A 16,068-nucleotide genomic window follows, 5' to 3' on the forward strand; every position below is an offset into this window, starting at 1 on the left:
TGGTTGGTGGTTCTTATGATTGTTTGCGGATCGTCTTGAGGTAGCGGCTCATGACGACCAGGATGACCAGCACGTTGACGGCGATCAGCATGGCGCCGAGCGCGTTGATCTTCGGCGTGAGGCCGGATTTCAGCGTCGCGTAGATCTGGATCGGCAGCGGCGTCGAGCCGACGCCCGAGACGAAGGTCGAGACGACGAAATTGTCGAAGGAGATCACCGCGCAGAGCAGGAAGGCCGAGAGGATGGCGGGCGCCAGCAGCGGCAGCGTCACGCGCAGGAAGGCCTGCTTGCCATTGGCGCCGAGATCGGCGGCCGCCTCGTCGAGGCGCGGGTCGAGACCAGAGGCGGCGGCGCGCACGATCAGGAAGCTGAACGGGATCGACACGAGCACATGGCCGGCGATCAAAGTGCCGTAGCCGAGGGGCACGCCGGTCCAGACGGTCGCGACAAGCAGGCCGACGGCCAGCACGATTTCCGGCAGCACCAGCGGCGCGATGATGAGCGTCGAGAACAGGTTCTTTCCCGTGAAGGGGCGCTTGACCACGGCGAGTGCGGCGCTGGTGCCGATCATCGTTGCGAGTGCCGCCGAGGCGATGGCGACGATGACGCTGACCTGCAGGCCGGCCCGCAGCCCCCGGTCACGCAGCGCTTCCGCAAACCAGGCGAGCGAAAACCCTTCCCAGACCACGGTCGAGCGACCGGCATTGAAGGCGTAGATGACGAGGACCAGCAAGGGCGCGAAGAGGAAGATGTAGCCGATAAGCGTGGCGGCGGGGACGTAGAGCGCGATCAGCTTCTTCATGTTCGCGCCTCCTCGACGGAGCGCAGCACGCGCATGTAGCAGACGATGATGCCCGACGAGATGACCAGCAGCACCACGGAAACGGCGGCGCCCAGCGGCATGTTGCGGAAATCGAGGAAGAGCTGGACAATCAGGTTGCCGAGAATGATGCTCTTGCCGCCGCCGAGCAGGACGGGGATGGCGTAGACGCCCATGGCGGGCACGAAGACGAAGAGGATCGCGGCCATCACGCCCGGCAGCGACAGCGGGAAGGTAACCCGCCAGAAGGATTGCAGCGGCGTCGCGCCGAGATCGTCGGCGGCTTCCAGCAGACGCTTGTCGAGTCCGTTGAGCGCGGCATGGATCGGCAGCACCGTGGTGGGCAGGAAGGCATAGAGCATGCCGACGAGCACGGCCGGATAGGTGCCGATCATGCGGATCGGCTGCTCGATAAAGCCGAGGCCGAGGAGCGCGCTGTTGATCGTGCCGTTCCGGCCGAGCAGCACCATCCAGGCCGACATCCGCACGATGAAGTCGATCCAGAAGGGAATGAGCAGCAGCGCCAGCAGCAGCCCGGCATGGCGCCCGGCGCGCAGCGCGATGAAATAGGCGATCGGATAGCCGACCAGCAGGCAGACGACGGTGGAGACAGCGGCAAGCTGGAGCGAATTCAGGAAGATCGGCAGGTAGATGGCCTGGAAGAGCTCGCGGTAGCTCGCCAGCGTGAAGCCGAATTTCGCACCGCCATAGGTATCCTGCTCGGCGAAGGAAAAGGCGATGACGATGAGGGTCGGGATGACCAGCAGGAGGATGGCGCTGAGGAGGGACGGGGCGAGAAGCGCCAGTGTCACGAGATTGCCTCGGCGCGCGGCGATCATTTCCGTGTCTCCATGCGCGTCTGGCGGGAAGGCTCGACGGGCCGGATGAGGTTCGTCGCGCTGACCGAGAGGTGCCCGCGCATTGCCGCCTCCGCCCTGTCGGGATCGCGGCTGGCAAGCGCCTCGTGGATCACCACCATGTCGTTCAGGTCTTCGAAAAGCAGCGCGACGGGCATGCGCGAGACATAGAGGCTGCGCACCGACAGCGCATAGAGCCGCGTCAGCGCCTGCATCAGGTAGGTGTTGCCGGAGGCCTCGGCGATCAGCTTGTGCATCTCCTCGTCGATGCCGAGATGCCATTCGATCTCCATGCGCTTGGCCTCGACGCCGGCGCGCGCCTCCTCGATCAGCGCGGCCAGACGGTCGAGCTGCGCATCGCTGATGCGGGTGGCGGCAAGCCGCGCGGCCCAGAGCTCGGCCTGGAGGCGGAACTCCTGGAGCTGAAAGAAATCGGTGGCTGAGGTGGAGGAAACGAAATAGCCGCGCTGCGGCACCGCCAGCAACAGATCCTCCTGCGCCAGCCTTTGCAGCGCCTCGCGCAACGGCGTGCGGCCGACCGCCAGCCGCTCCATGCATTCCTTCTCGTCGATCGGCGAGCCCGGAAGCAGTTCCGCCTTGATGATGGCGGTGCGCAGCCCGTGATAGGCGACGTCGCTCAGGCGCATTTTCTTGGTGGAGAGAGGCTGCACTTTGGGTCGCTCCATAAAATATATTTTCAAGATATCATCTGAATATTTGCTGTCAACGACCTCTTTGAAGGATCGCGAAAACGACAAAACGCCGCTCCATCGGCTGGCGACCGATGGGCGGCGCGGTGCGCTTGTGCCTGCCAGCTGGCAGGCAAATCAGAGGTAGAGAGGGAAGAGGCGGCTACAGCCGGCCGTAGGCGCCGCCGGCTCCTGTAATGGCGGCGAGGAAACTCGCGAGGCCGGCGGAGCGCAGCGGGAGGTAGGGTTTGCCCTGCGCACGGCAGAGGCGTTTTACCAGGCCGACGGCGCTGTGACTGATATGATCGACCGGAAACAGGATGGTCGACGCCTGTCCGACGAGCGCCGGCAGAAGCGTCGTGCTGTCCTCCATGCCGCCATCATGTAGCAGGAGGTCGACATTGCGGCTTTCGGCATAGGCGCGCAGGTGATCGAAAAGATTGCGCCGGCCTCCGACATAGAGCACGGGGCCGGCCGGCTGCGGGTTCGCCTGGCTGTCGCCGGCCTGGAGCTGCGCGGTCACGGCCGCTTCGAGCGCCTCGTTCTCCCGGAGGATTGAATGGCTGTGGTCCTGCAACTGTTCGAGTTCGCGCTGCAAGGCGCGGCACCTTTCCTCGGCCTCGGCGAGCCGCAGCGAGAGGGCGTTGGCGCGCGCGGCCTCGGTCTCCGCGCGTTCGGCGGGGCTGCCTTCTTCCGCGCGTGTGCGCTGGCCGAAGGGGGCGGCGGTCGCTTCCGCCTGCACGACCCGCTCTTCGAGCTGCCGGATGCGCTGGCGGAGCGCGACGCGCTCGTCAGCGGCGACGGCCAGCCGCTTTTCCTGGCGCTCGCCTTTGTCCTTCTCCTGTTCGAGTTCCTTCTCCAGCCGCGTCAGCCGGGCGAGATCGAGGCGGCTCGCGCTGCCGACGAGATGCGACAGCATGTGGACTTCGCCGAAAATGTCGCGGATCAGCGCTGGCGGGCTCGCCGGATGGCTCATCAAGGCCCAGTAGGGGCCGGCAATATCGCCGCGATCAAAGCTTTCTCGCCAGATCCGGCGCAATTCCTGCTCGTCGGCCTGCAGCGGAATCCGCTTGATGCTCACCTCATGGCGCTTATCGAGCGCCTTGTTGAGGAGTTTTGCGGCATAATCCCGCTGTCCGGCGGTGCGCACGCCGCGGCCGTGCAGCGTGTGGTCCGTGGCACTGCGCGCATCCTCCTGCCCGGCTTTCGCGAGAAGCTGGCGAAGCTCGCCCGTTGTCAGGCAGGTTCCGACGATCGAGCAGTGGAAGGTCGAGGGTATGTCCCAGGTCTTCAGGCGCTGCGAACCGGCCTTCACAGCAATCTCCTCCGGCGCAGCTTCGACGGGAAGCAGCCGTCTGGGGGTGGAGAGGGATTGCGGGCGCGGCAATGTCGGCATGGGAAGTCCAGCGGATCGTATAACGTTATATTCCATAAAACATAACGTTTTGGAAGAGTGCACGGGGACGACGGCGGGTGTTGCCTTGCTGTCAGGAACCGACGATATATTTGCCTCACTATATCGCGGGAGAGAGTCCATGCCGGTCTTGCGCTGCCTTTTTGTCTTCGTCGTCTTCCTCGCTTCGGTCCTGCCGGCCGCGGCGCGCACGATCACCGATGCGGCCGGGCGGACCGTCGAGGTGCCGGACAAGATCGAGCGGGTGCTGGCCGCAGGTCCGCCGGCCTCGGTGCTCGTCTATGTGCTCGCACCGGAAAAGCTCGCCGGCTGGGTGCGTGAGCCGAAGGGTGAGGAAAAGGCCTTCCTGCTACCCTCCGTCCGTGATCTTACGACCTTCGGACAACTGACGGGCAAGGGCGGCACGGCGAATATGGAGGCGGTGCTGGCGGCCAAGCCCGACATCATCATCGATGTCGGCACGGTCAACCCGACCTATGCCTCGCTTGCCGACAAGGTGCAGGCACAGACCGGCATCCCCTATATCCTGATCGACGGCGCCTTTGCGAAGAGCGCCGAAACGCTGCGGGAAACCGGCGCCATCCTCGGCGTCTCTGAGCGGGCGGAAACCCTCGCGGCCTATGCCGAAGCCAGGCTCGCTGCGCTGGAGAAGGGCCTCGCCGGAATTCCCGAGGACAAGCGTCCGGCGGTCTATTACGGCCGCGGCGCGGAGGGACTGGAAACGGGCCTCTCCGGCTCGATCAACATGGAGATCCTCGAAGCGGCCGGCGCCAGAAATGTCGCGGCCGCCGCCGGCAAGGGCGGCCTCACCCAGGTGTCGCTCGAACAGATCCTGTCGTGGAAACCGGACGTCATCCTCGCCGCCTCGCCGAAATTTGCGGCGAGCGTGAAGAGCGACCCGCTCTGGGCTGGGCTCGAAGCGGTCAAGGCGGCACGCATCCATGTCACGCCCAACCTGCCTTTCGGCTGGATCGATTCCCCGCCCGGCATCAACCGCCTGATCGGCATCGCCTGGCTCGAACACACGCTCTATCCCGAGGCTTTCCCGGGCGCGCTCGATCAGGAAGTGCGGGAGTTCTTCAAGCTTTTCTACCAGGTCGAGTTGGACGACGCCCAGCTTGAGACCCTGCTGGGGCCTGGCAAGGCGGCTGCGAAGTAGATGCGCGACAAGGCCACCCTGCCGAAAGGGCAGGGCAGGCTCTTCATCGGCGCGGGCCTCTTTGCCCTGCTGCTGCTTGCTGCCCTCTCCATGATGGTCGGCAAATATGGCAGCGGGCCGGGGCCTGTGTTCGATGCGCTGCGGCAGCTTGTTACGGGCGAGGGCGCGGACCCTGTTCTCTCGACGGTTCTGTGGAATGTGCGCCTGCCGCGCGTGGTGGCGGCGGTCATCGTCGGTGCGTCGCTTGCCGCCGCAGGGGCGACTTATCAGGGCCTCTTTCGCAACCCGCTGGTCTCGCCGGATCTGCTCGGCGTGTCGGTCGGCGCCAGCCTTGGCGCGGTTCTGGGCATCTTCCTGTCGCTGCCCGTGCTTGCCATCCAGCTGGCCGCCTTCGCCGGCGGGCTTGTCGCCGTACTTGCGGTCTCGGCGATCGGCGCCTTGGTGCGTGAGCGCGATCCGGTGCTGACCCTTGTGCTGGCCGGCATCGCCATCCAGGCGCTGATCGGCGCCGGCATATCGCTGATCAAGGTTCTGGCCGATCCATACGACCAGCTGCCGGCGATCACATACTGGCTTCTCGGCAGCATGACGGCGATCACGCGGTTCGACGTGCTGTCGATCCTGCCGGCCGTCGTGCTCGGCCTCGTGCCGCTCGCGCTGCTGCGCTGGCGCATGAATGTCATGACGCTCGGCGAGGAGGAGGCGCAGACGCTCGGCATCGACACGCTGAAGACGCGCATCGCGCTCATTGCCGGCGCTACGTTGGTGACGGCGGCGACGGTCTCCGTCACCGGCATCGTCGGCTGGATCGGGCTCATCATTCCGCATGTCGCGCGCATGCTGGTCGGCCCGGATTTCCGCCGCCTGCTGCCGGCCGCCATGCTGCTCGGCGCCGCCTATCTCATCGTCGTCGACATGCTGGCGCGCTCGATCGCGACGATCGAGGTGCCGCTTGGCATCCTGACGGCGGTGGTCGGCGCGCCGTTTTTCCTCTGGCTGCTCATTGCCGGAAAGCGGGGCTGGTCATGACGCTCGCGCTGAAATCGCTCGCCTTCGGTTACCGGGATCGCGAAATCGGCCACGCGGTCAGCCTGTCATTGGCCGAGGGCGAGGTGCTGGCGCTTCTCGGCGCGAACGGCGCCGGCAAAACCACACTGTTCAAGACCATGCTCGGCCTCCTGCCGGTCCAGGCCGGCGAGGTCACGCTCGATGGGAAGCCGCTCTCTGCCTGGTCGCGGCGCGAGCGGGCGCTCCGCATCGCCTATGTGCCGCAGGCCCACGCCGCCCCCTTTCCGTTCACCGTTCGCGATGTCGTGCTGATGGGCCGCGCCGCGCATCTCAAGGCCTTTGCAATGCCGGGGGAGCGGGACCGGGCGATTGCGCATGCCGCGCTAGAAAGCCTCGGCATAACCGGTCTCGCCGATACGCCCTGCACCGAGATCAGCGGCGGCGAGCGGCAGCTGGCCCTCATCGCCCGGGCGCTGGCGCAGCAGGCGCGCATCATCGTGATGGACGAGCCGACCGCCAATCTCGACTATGGCAACCAGATGCGGCTGCTCACCCATATCCGCACGCTCGCCGGCCAGGGCCTCGCCATCGTGCTCTCCACGCACAATCCGGACCACGCCTTGCAGGTCGCCGACCGTGTGGCGCTCTTGAAGGGCGGCACGCTGATGGCGCTCGGCGTGCCGGCGGAGACCCTGACGCCGCAGACCCTGAAAGACGTCTACGGCATCGACGTGGTGATTGGCCGGGTCGAAGGCAGCGAGGCGCTCGTCTGCGCGCCGCGCGCCTGAGCGGAGTATGCTTGCCAGCCGCATTTCCCGGGTCTATCGACGAAGCTCGTACCCAGCCGAGGACATGCCATGCACGACATCCGGAAAATCGAGGCCGCGGACAAGCCGAGCTTCTACCGTGACCTCATCACGCAGGCCGAGGGCCTGCTGCATGGCGAACGCGACGCCATCGCCAATGCGGCGAACCTTTCCGCGCTGATCTACGATGCGGTCGCCGATCTCAACTGGGCCGGCTTCTACTTCCTGAAATCCGCCGACGAACTGGTGCTCGGCCCCTTCCAGGGCAAGGTCGCCTGCGTGCGCATCCCGGTCGGCAAGGGCGTCTGCGGCAGCGCGGTCGCCGAGGCGCGCAGCCAGCTGGTGCCGGATGTGCACGCCTTCCCCGGCCACATCGCCTGCGACGCCGCCTCGCGCGCCGAACTTGTCGTGCCGCTTGTCCGGGACGGCCGGATTTTTGGCGTGCTCGATCTCGACAGCCCGCTGCCGAGCCGTTTCACAGAGGAAGACCAGGCCGGCTTCGAGGCGCTTGCCGCTCTTTACGTCAACGCCAGTGATCTCTGACGGCAGGAGTCAACCCGCCGCCGCCAGCCCTGCGTCCAGCCCTTCAGCGATCGTGGCGATATCCTTCGCCGTGACGATCAGCGGCGGGGAGAGGATGATCATGTTGCCGGACACGCGCAGCATGACGCCGGCGTCGTAGGCAGCATCGGCGATCCTCGCCATGGTCTTCTTGTCGACCGGCTTCTTTGTTTTGCGGTCGGCGACGATTTCGAGCGCCGCCATTAGCCCCTTGCCGCGCACGTCGCCGACGGGGGCGTGTTTTGCCTTCAGGGCTTCCAGCGCCGTTGCCAGTTCCGCGCCGCGTGCGGCGGCGTTTTCGTTGAGCGCGAGACGCTTCGTTTCGGCGAGTGCTGCAAGCCCGGCGGCGCAGCCGACCGGGTGGCCGGAATAGGTGTAGCCATGGCCGATCGCGCCAAAACTGGTCTTGTCGGCCTCGAAGACCTCGGCCACCTTGGCGGAGATCAGCGTGGCGCCGAGTGGGAAATAGCCGGAGGTGATTGCCTTCGCGATGGTCATGAAATCCGGCCTGACGCCTGTCAGCCGCGAGCCCGACCAGGCGCCGGTGCGCCCGAAGCCGGTCACCACCTCGTCGGCGATTAGCAGAATTTCGTGGCGGTCGCAGATGTCGCGCACCAGCGGCATGAAGCTCTCGTGCGGGACGATGACGCCGCCGGCGCCGAGGATCGGTTCCATGATGAAGGCGGCGATGGTGTCGGCGCCCTGAAAGGTGATCTCTTCCTCGATGGCGCGGGCGCAAAGGGCCGCGAGTTTTGCCGGGTCCGTCTCGTCGAAGGGATTGCGGTAGGTCCAGGGGGCGGGCGTGTGGAAGACGCCGGGCATCAACGGCTCGTAGTTGCGGCGGAAATTGGCATTGCCGTTGACCGAGGCGCCGCCGAAATGCGTGCCGTGATAGCCCTTCTTCAGCGCGAGGAATTTCGTGCGGTCGGCTTGGCCGCGGATCTTCCAGTATTGCCGCGCGAGCCTGAGCGCCGTCTCCACCGAATCCGAGCCGCCCGACGTGAAGAAGCTGCGCACCATGCCCTCCGGCTCGAACCATTGCGCCAGTTCATAGGCGAGCTCGATGGAAGGACCGGTGGAGGTGCCGCGGAAGCCGGAATAATAGGGCAGGGCGTCGAGCTGACGGGCGATCGCCTGCTTGATGGGGTCGCAGCTATAACCGAGATTGACGTTCCACAGGCCACCGACGGCATCGAGCACGGTGCGGCCGTCGATGTCGGTCACCATCGCGCCTTCGCCCTGCATGATGACACGCGGCGGCGAGGCGCGCATTTCTGCCGGATGCGCCATCGGGTGCCAGATCGGCTTTGCATTGTTCTCGCTGAGGAAATTGATGTCGCGCATGGCTCAGATACTCTCGTGACGGATTTCGGGTGAAGGCAGGCCGAACAGGGCGAGCGCTGCGGCATAGGAACGGGCGGGCTCGGCGACGTCGAACCAGACCGTGCGCATGCCGGCGGCGATGGCGCCGTCCACATTGCGTTTCTGGTCGTCGACGAAGACGCAGGCTTCGGCGGGGAGATCCAGCGTCTCGCAGACGGCGGCATAGGCGCGGGCATCCGGCTTGAGGATGCCGGTATAGGTGGCGTCGACGATAGTTTCGAACAGCGAAAGCAGGGGCAGGCGTTGCCGGAAATCTTCGCCGTAGAACAGGTCGAGTTCGTTGGAGAGGATGGCGAGGCGGATGCGGTTTTCGTGCGCCGTGCGGATGGCGTTTATGGCCTCCGGGCGGATCACAGCTTCAGGCTCGGCACCGCGGGCGCGGCGCACGAAGGTCGACATGTCCGTCCATTCCTCGCCGACCAGCCGGCCGACCTCGCTTGTGCGGGCCTTCCAGTAGCCGCGCTCGCTGATCTCGTCGGCCTGCATGGCGCGCCAGAGCGGATCGGATGCCGGATTGAACGGCCCGCGCCAGGCAAGCGTGCCGGGCGGCAGGCCGAGCGCCTTTTCGCTGAGAGCATGCGTCTCGAACAGCGTTTTGGTGACGACGCCGCCGAAATCGAGCACCAGTGCGGCCGGTTTCGTCATCATACCAACCCCGGCCGGATGATGCCCTCGGCCACCCAGCGGTCGAAGATTTCCAGCGCCTTGGCGCAGAAGGCGCCGTCGTTGATGTGACCGGCGATCTCGTGCAGCTCGACGCTCTCGGGCATGGTTTTGCGCATCTCCTCGACGAAGGCGGCGAGCGCATCGGGCTCATGCAGCGGTTCGCCCTCCTGGTCCCATTGCTGGAGGCCGCCGGCGGGCAGGATGAAGGCGGTGGCGCCCGTCGCGGTCGCCAGCTTGCCGGCGATGGCGCGGGCGATCTCGCGGCGCGTCTCGCCGTCTGAGGTCACCGAGGCGAGCAGGCGGTTGTGCGCGTGGTAGGGGCGCTCCGCAAAACGCGCCGGCACCGGCTGCCAGGTCGGGAAATCCACCATGTCGATGGCACCGGGCGCGACGATCTGCGGAATGCCGCTGCGGCCGGCGTTTTCCAGGCGGTCGGGACCGGAATTCACCACCGAGCCCATATGCTGGTTGGCGACTTCCTGCAGGGAGAAATCGAGTACCGCGGCAAAGCCGCGTTGTGCGGCGATCGCCTCTAAAGCTCGGCCGCCCATGCCGGTCGTGTGGAACACGACGACCTCATAGCCACGCCGCTCCAGCGCCGGTTTCAGCGTCACCATGTATTTCAGGCAGCTTTTGCCGAGTGAACTCATGCCGACGATCGGCCGCTCCGCCTGCGGGCGCACCACGGCCTGCGCGGCGCCGACGACCGCGCCGCAGGCCTGCGAGAGCACGGCCTTGCAGGTGCTGTTCAGGCCATAGAGGCCGCCCGCCCACAGGATCATCATCAGGTCCGTGGCAATGCGGTCCGGTGGCACCAGATGGGAATAGGCGATGGTCGAGACGACGAATTTCGGCACGCCGAGCGGCAGGGCCAGCGCCACGTCAAGGGCGAGGTCGGTGCCCATCGTGCCGCCGAGCGCGATGACGCCGTCGATCTCGCCGCTATCGTAGAGGCTGCGGGCAAGCCGCGCGGCGCCGAGTGCCATCAGCGTCATGGCGCTGTTTTCGTCGCCGCTGTTGGCGATGGCGTCGATGGTCGTGCCGGCGGCTTGCGCCACCGCGTGCCGGTCATGGTCGGGCCGATAGGGCGGGTCGCCGAGCACGCTGACATCCATCATGACCGCGTGGCCTTCGACGGCTTCGATGCGCTCGCGCATGAAGGTCAATTCGTCGGCCTTGGTGTCCCCGGTGCCGATCACCAGGATGCGTGGACTGCCCTCTCTGACCATGCCGATGCCTCCTCCAAGGCGCCACTTACTTCACATGTGAATTAACTTGACAGCAAGCCGGTTCGTTTGCAAGTCTATAGTCAAAATGATGGTTCAATAAATGAACCGATGGGAACGGCGGATATCCTGTCCGCACTGTATGGGAGAAAAGCAGCATGACTCGATTTCTCACCCTTGCGCTCGCCACGACGACACTCGCCGCCGCCCTGGCAATGCCGGCTTACGCGGAATATCCCGAGCGCCCGGTCACCTTCATCGTTCCCTGGCCTCCGGGCGACCTGGAAGATCAGTTGACCCGCATCATCGCCGATACGTTTACCGCCAGTGCCGGCGCGCCGGCCAAGGTCGTCAACCGGCCGGGCGGCGGGGCGGTGGAAGGCGCGACCGCCGTCGCCCAGTCCGATCCGGACGGCTATACGGTCGGCTCGCTGGTCATCGACGTCCCGACCATGCATGTCATCCAGGGCAACGCGCCCTATGGCCGCGACGCCTTCGAGCCGGTCGGCATCTTCCTGACCTATCCCTTCGCGCTCGTCGCCAAAAAGGATGCGCCCTATGACGATCTTGCCGGCCTTGCCGCCTATGCCAAGGCGAACCCGGTCAAGCTCGGCCATTTCGGCTACGACCTGATCCCCACCATGGCGACCTTCGCAGCCGCCAAGAAGCTCGGTTTCACCTTCGGCGCCGACGCGGCGTTCAACTCGCTCGATTGCTCGACTCTCGCCAATGGCGACGCCGACGTGATGAACACGACCATGGCGACGGTGCTGTCCTGCCTCGACGACGTCAAGGTGCTGGCGACCTATACGGACGCGCCGCTCTCCATCAAGCCGGAGGCGAAACTGCTGTCCGATCAGGTGCCGGGCCTGAATATCACGCTGTGGAACGGCCTTTTCGTGCCGAAGGGCACGCCGCAGGAGATCAAGGACAAGATCGCGACGATCGCCGAAGAAGCAATGAAGAGCGACCGGGCCAAGGCCGTCTCCGAGGCGACCGGCGCCGGCGTCTACTGGATGAATGCGACAGACGCCGCCGCGCGCATCGACAAGGACTATGCCGCGGCCGAAGAGCTGATGAAGGACCTGAAGAAGTAGGCCGGCGCTTCCAATCCATCTGAAAATCGCGGGGGACAACGAGCATGGACGAGCAGGGCCAGAACCAGGAATTTCCGCCGGGCGAAGCGGTGGCGGCGGTGGGGCTTGCCTGCCTCGTCATCGCCGTGGGGCTTGTGCTGCTTCTGCCGTTCGCCACCCATGTGCAGCCGGCCGACAAGGCCTGGTTCCTCTCGCCGCGCAACATTCCCATCCTCGGCATCGCCATGATCGGCCTGCCGGGGCTGGTGCTGGCGCTGCGGCTCCTGCGCGGCTGGCGGCTTTCGCCCGATCCGCACGCCTATCTCGACCGCGCGCGCTCGGGGTTCGGCGATCTGCTGCCGGCCTTCGGCTACACCGCCCTGTTCTGCCTCTACATGGCGGCGATCCCAATCCTCGGTTTTGCGCTGTCCACCCTGCTGTTCGGCCAGGCCTGCCTATGGGCCTCCGGCCTTCGCAGCCGGCGCTGGATGGCGTGGAACCTCGCCTTCACCGGGGTGATCGTGGTGCTGCTGCGCGGCGTCATGGGCCTGTGGTTCCCTCACGCGTCGATTTTCACCTGGCTTCCGGGCGGCATCGGCAACCTCATCGGCCCCTATCTGTAGGAACCCGCCGTCATGGACTCCATCATTCTCGGCTTCGAGAACATCGCGCATTTCAACGTCCTCCTGGCACTGGTCGCGGGCGCCTTCATCGGCATCCTCATCGGCGCGGTGCCGGGCCTGGAGCCTGCGGGCGCCATGGCGATCCTGCTGCCCTTCACGCTCGGCATGGAGCCGCTTGCCGGCGTCACCTTGCTACTCGGCACCTATGGCGGCGCCTGGTACGGCGGTGCGATACCGGCCATCCTGATCAAGGTGCCGGGAACGCCCGTCAACGTGCTGACCACCTATGACGGCTACCCCATGGCGCAGCGCGGCGAGGCGCATCGCGCGCTGTCGCTCGCCTATTCCTCCTCCTTCATCGGCGGCACGATCAGCGTCGTGGCACTGGTGGTGCTGGCGCCCTACCTCGCCACCATCGCCGCGCATTTCGGCGCGGTGGAATATGCGATGGTCGCACTGGTGGCGATCGTCTCGGTGCTTCTGGCGCACCAGCACCAGGGGCTGTTGGCGATCATCTCGCTCGGCTTCGGCATCCTGCTCGGCACCGTCGGCTTCGAGCGCTTCTTCAACACGCAGCGCTTCACCTTCGGCGAGCCGTTCCTGATGGGCGGCATTCCGCTGGTGCCGACGGTGATCGGCCTTTTCGCCATGTCACAGGCCTTCGTGCTGCTGCGCACGCCGGGCTATAAGCAGGCGCCCCCCTCCGCCGTCTATCACAACCGGTTTCGCGGCCTTCTGGAGGCGTTGCGTTATCCGCGCACGCTGGGGCGTTCCGCCGGGCTCGGCGTCACGATGGGCCTGTTGCCCGGTGTGGGGGAGTTCGGCGCGCAGTTTCTCTCCTATTCGCTGACCAAGCGTGCCTCGAAGACGCCGGAACAGTTCGGCAAGGGTTCGCCGGAAGGGCTGATCGCGTCCGAGGCGTCGATCAGCGCCTGCACCTCCACCACGCTGGTGCCGCTGCTGGCGCTCGGCATCCCGGTCGATCCGCTGATGGCGATGATCCTGTCGGTCTTCATGATCCACAATTACATTCCAGGGCCGCAGCTGTTCGCCCAGCATCCGGAATTCATCTCCGGCCTCTATATCTCGCTGTTCCTGCTCAACATCGTCATCCTCGGCATCCTGCTCTTCGCCACGAAACCGATCATGAAGCTCGCGCGCATCGAACCGCGTTTCATCGGCATGACCGTTCTCGTGCTCTCGCTGGTCGGTTGCTACACGCAGAATTACCGTATCTCGGACGCGCTGATCGCCGTCGTCTTCGCCATCATCGGCAAGATCATGCTGCGCAACGATATTCCCGGTTTCCCACTCGTCATCGGCCTCGTTCTCGGCCCGCTGTTCGAAAACCGCATGATGCAGTCGCTGGCGCTTTCCAACGGGGACGTGAGCATCTTCATCACCCGCCCGATCGCCGCCGTGCTGCTCGCCATCTCGCTGCTGGGCCTCACCATCTTCGCCATCGGCCTGTGGCGCGCCCGCCCCGCGGTGGTGGTCGCGCCCGCCAATCCATAGGACAGGACCCATGAACCAAGCCGAGATCGACGCGCTGCGCGGCAGACCCGTCGCGCCGCAGGGCCTGTTCATCGCCGGAGCCTGGACGGAGCCATTGAGCGGCGGGCATCTCGACGTACTCTCGCCGATCGACGGCACGGTGCTCACCACCATCGCCGACGCCGGTCCCGAGGATGTCGACCGCGCCGTCCGCGCCGCCCGCATCGCCTTCGAACGGGGTTCCTGGTCGCGCATGGCGCCGGCCGGGCGCAAAAAGGTGTTTCTGAAGCTCGCCGACCTCATCGAAGCGCATGCGCTGGAACTCGCGGTGCTCGGCGTGCGCGACAACGGCACCGAAATTTCGATGGCCTACAAGGCGGAGCCGCTCTCGGCCGCCGGCACCTTCCGTTATTATGCGGAAGCGATCGACAAGGTCTATGGCGAGATCGCGCCGACGCAGGCCGACGTGCTGGGGCTCATCCACCGCGAGCCGCTCGGCGTGGTCGCGGCCATCGTGCCGTGGAATTTCCCGATGATGATCGGCGCCTGGAAGGTGGCGCCGGCACTCGCTGCCGGCAATTCGGTCGTGCTGAAGCCGGCGGAGGTGGCATCGCTGACGCTCCTGCGCCTCGGTGAGCTTGCGGCGGAAGCCGGCCTTCCGGACGGCGTGTTCAACGTGGTCACCGGGCGGGGCAGCGTCACTGGCGAGGCGCTCGGCCTGCATATGGATGTCGATGCCATCGCCTTTACCGGCTCGGGCAGCGTCGGGCGCCGGCTGCTCGAATATTCCGCCCGCTCGAACCTCAAGCGCGTGCATCTCGAACTCGGCGGCAAGTCACCCAACATCGTCTTCGCCGATGCGCCGGATCTCGACCAGGCAGCAAAAATCTCGGCCTTCGGCATCTTCCGCAATTCCGGCCAGGTCTGTGTCGCGGGCTCGCGCCTCCTGGTGCAGGCCCCGGTCTACGACCGGTTCGTGGAGAGGCTGGTGGCGGTGACACGCGGCATGAGGGTCGGCGATCCGCTCGACCTCGCCTCGGATGCCGGGGCTGTCAGCAGCGCCGAACAGCTCGCCAAGAATCTCGGCCATGTGGCGGCTGCGGAAGAGGACGGCGCGCGCCTGGTCACCGGCGGCAACCGCTTGAGGGAGGAAACGGGCGGCTACTACATGGCGCCGACCATTTTCGACGAGGTGACGCCGGCGATGCGGCTTGCGCGCGAAGAGGTGTTCGGCCCCGTGCTCGCCGTCTCGCGCTTCGAGGATGAGGCGGAGGCGGTGCGGCTTGCGAACGCCACCGTCTACGGCCTGGCGTCCGCGGTGTGGACGTCGAACCTCGCAACCGCCCACCGCATGGTGCGCGCGGTCCGCGCCGGCGTCGTGCATGTCAACACCTATGGCGGCGCCGATATCACCGTGCCGCTCGGCGGCTTCGGCCAGTCCGGTTTCGGCCGCGACAAGTCCCTGCATGCCTTCGCCAAATATACCGATCTCAAGACGGCCTGGATCTCGCTCGGGTGAGGGGCTCGCCATTGAGGCGCGCCGCGATATCCCGCGCCGCCCGCACGACGGCCTCGCCCTGGGCGGCCGCGACCGCATCGTCGACCCGCGACAGCGGTGCCGCCACCGACAGCGCACCCACCGCGTGCCCATCCGGGCCGAGCACCGGCGCGGCAATGCTATGCACACCCTCGGAATAGCCCTGCGCACTGACGGAATAGCCGCGTTCCGCGGCAAGCCGCACCTGTTCGGCGACTTTTTCCCGCGCGGTGAGCGTGTGGGGGGTGAATGCCTCCAGGCGTTTTGCCAGATAGGTCGCAACGAAATCCGGCGTCGTGAAGGCGAGGAAGGCGATGCCCGAGGCGGTGCCGTGCAGCGGCAAAATCTGGCCGGCATCGACATTGACGCGGTTTGCCTGCGCGGAAAGCTCGACGCCGACGGTGAACAGCGCCCCGCCGCTGAATTCGGACAGATGCACGGTCTCGCCGGTCGCCGTCGCGAGGTCCTGCAGGACAGGCGTTGCGATGCGCGCGAAGGGGAAGTTCGCATCGCGGATGCGGGCGAGCCGCGAGAGACCGGCGCCCAGGCGGTAGTGGCGGGTGCCGGCCGCCTGCTCGACCAGCCGGTGCTCTGCGAGCGCCACCAGCAGGCGCCGCGTTGTCGCCTTGTTGAGGTTCGCGCGACGGGCGAGCTCGGACAGGCCGATTTCCGGCTCGGCCATGCTGAAAAGCTCCAGCAGCGCGGCGGCTTTCCCGACAGTGCTCATGCGGCATCCTCTCTGGCATCGA

16 protein-coding genes are annotated in these 16,068 nt (G+C 66.2%); 8 read left to right on the plus strand and 8 right to left on the minus strand.

The window, feature by feature from the left end; genetic code table 11:
* Window positions 1-13 precede the first annotated feature (13 nt).
* The 4 genes from AC1RWL_RS05735 to AC1RWL_RS05750 form a co-directional block, all read right to left on the minus strand.
* Window positions 14-802 (minus strand): ABC transporter permease, encoded by a 789-nt coding sequence (locus tag AC1RWL_RS05735; RefSeq protein ID WP_493092847.1) that lies wholly within the window; start codon window positions 800-802, stop codon window positions 14-16.
* A complete protein-coding gene (locus AC1RWL_RS05740; protein ID WP_493092846.1) occupies window positions 799-1,659 on the minus strand; it encodes an ABC transporter permease in 861 nt (286 codons plus the stop codon). The genes AC1RWL_RS05735 and AC1RWL_RS05740 overlap by 4 nt, the downstream gene beginning before the upstream one ends.
* Window positions 1,656-2,363 carry a GntR family transcriptional regulator gene (locus AC1RWL_RS05745; RefSeq protein ID WP_493158253.1) on the minus strand — a complete coding sequence of 236 codons (708 nt, stop codon included), beginning with the start codon at window positions 2,361-2,363 and terminating at the stop codon, window positions 1,656-1,658. Before AC1RWL_RS05745 ends, AC1RWL_RS05740 begins: the two co-directional genes overlap by 4 nt.
* Before the next feature lie 166 nt (window positions 2,364-2,529).
* A complete protein-coding gene (locus tag AC1RWL_RS05750) occupies window positions 2,530-3,762 on the minus strand; it encodes a DUF2325 domain-containing protein (protein WP_493092845.1) in 1,233 nt (410 codons plus the stop codon).
* Window positions 3,763-3,901: 139 nt separating this feature from the next.
* Between AC1RWL_RS05750 and AC1RWL_RS05755 the strand changes: the two genes are divergently transcribed.
* From AC1RWL_RS05755 to AC1RWL_RS05770, 4 genes are all read left to right on the plus strand, one after another.
* Window positions 3,902-4,939, plus strand: coding sequence for an ABC transporter substrate-binding protein (locus tag AC1RWL_RS05755; RefSeq protein WP_493092844.1), 1,038 nt, complete (start codon window positions 3,902-3,904; stop codon window positions 4,937-4,939).
* Window positions 4,940-5,968 (plus strand): FecCD family ABC transporter permease, encoded by a 1,029-nt coding sequence (locus AC1RWL_RS05760; RefSeq protein ID WP_493092843.1) that lies wholly within the window; start codon window positions 4,940-4,942, stop codon window positions 5,966-5,968. It abuts the gene before it with no gap.
* Entirely contained in the window at window positions 5,965-6,735 is a 771-nt protein-coding gene (locus tag AC1RWL_RS05765) for an ABC transporter ATP-binding protein (protein WP_493092842.1), read from the plus strand. Before AC1RWL_RS05760 ends, AC1RWL_RS05765 begins: the two co-directional genes overlap by 4 nt.
* 69 nt (window positions 6,736-6,804) lie before the next feature.
* Window positions 6,805-7,296: a GAF domain-containing protein gene (locus tag AC1RWL_RS05770; protein ID WP_493092841.1), complete on the plus strand. Its 492-nt coding sequence runs from the start codon at window positions 6,805-6,807 to the stop codon at window positions 7,294-7,296.
* Window positions 7,297-7,305: 9 nt separating this feature from the next.
* Here AC1RWL_RS05770 and AC1RWL_RS05775 read toward each other — a convergent pair whose 3' ends face one another.
* Genes AC1RWL_RS05775 through AC1RWL_RS05785 form a run of 3 tightly spaced genes read right to left on the minus strand, consistent with a single transcriptional unit; the run spans window position 7,306 to window position 10,592 of the window.
* Entirely contained in the window at window positions 7,306-8,658 is a 1,353-nt protein-coding gene (locus AC1RWL_RS05775) for an aminotransferase class III-fold pyridoxal phosphate-dependent enzyme (protein ID WP_493092840.1), read from the minus strand.
* 3 nt (window positions 8,659-8,661) lie between these two features.
* Window positions 8,662-9,342, minus strand: a complete 681-nt coding sequence (locus tag AC1RWL_RS05780; RefSeq protein WP_493093829.1) for an HAD family hydrolase — start codon at window positions 9,340-9,342, stop codon at window positions 8,662-8,664.
* A complete protein-coding gene (locus tag AC1RWL_RS05785; RefSeq protein ID WP_493092839.1) occupies window positions 9,342-10,592 on the minus strand; it encodes a Tm-1-like ATP-binding domain-containing protein in 1,251 nt (416 codons plus the stop codon). The genes AC1RWL_RS05780 and AC1RWL_RS05785 overlap by 1 nt, the downstream gene beginning before the upstream one ends.
* A gap of 155 nt (window positions 10,593-10,747) precedes the next feature.
* On the opposite strand from AC1RWL_RS05785, the gene AC1RWL_RS05790 reads away from it, so the two are divergent.
* Genes AC1RWL_RS05790 through AC1RWL_RS05805 form a run of 4 tightly spaced genes read left to right on the plus strand, consistent with a single transcriptional unit; the run spans window position 10,748 to window position 15,301 of the window.
* Window positions 10,748-11,686: a tripartite tricarboxylate transporter substrate binding protein gene (locus AC1RWL_RS05790; RefSeq protein WP_493092838.1), complete on the plus strand. Its 939-nt coding sequence runs from the start codon at window positions 10,748-10,750 to the stop codon at window positions 11,684-11,686.
* A 44-nt stretch (window positions 11,687-11,730) separates the two neighbouring features.
* The gene (locus tag AC1RWL_RS05795; protein WP_493092837.1) at window positions 11,731-12,288 is read left to right on the plus strand and encodes a tripartite tricarboxylate transporter TctB family protein; all 558 of its coding nucleotides are present in this window, start codon (window positions 11,731-11,733) and stop codon (window positions 12,286-12,288) included.
* Window positions 12,289-12,300: 12 nt separating this feature from the next.
* Window positions 12,301-13,803 carry a tripartite tricarboxylate transporter permease gene (locus AC1RWL_RS05800; protein ID WP_493092836.1) on the plus strand — a complete coding sequence of 501 codons (1,503 nt, stop codon included), beginning with the start codon at window positions 12,301-12,303 and terminating at the stop codon, window positions 13,801-13,803.
* Window positions 13,804-13,813: 10 nt separating this feature from the next.
* A complete protein-coding gene (locus AC1RWL_RS05805; RefSeq protein ID WP_493092835.1) occupies window positions 13,814-15,301 on the plus strand; it encodes an aldehyde dehydrogenase in 1,488 nt (495 codons plus the stop codon).
* Here the strand turns inward: AC1RWL_RS05805 and AC1RWL_RS05810 are convergent.
* A complete protein-coding gene (locus AC1RWL_RS05810; RefSeq protein WP_493092834.1) occupies window positions 15,273-16,046 on the minus strand; it encodes an IclR family transcriptional regulator in 774 nt (257 codons plus the stop codon). The genes AC1RWL_RS05805 and AC1RWL_RS05810 overlap by 29 nt on opposite strands.
* Window positions 16,047-16,068: the final 22 nt, after the last annotated feature.

The sequence above is a fragment of the Shinella sp. GW821-FHT10F02 genome (assembly GCF_058809275.1).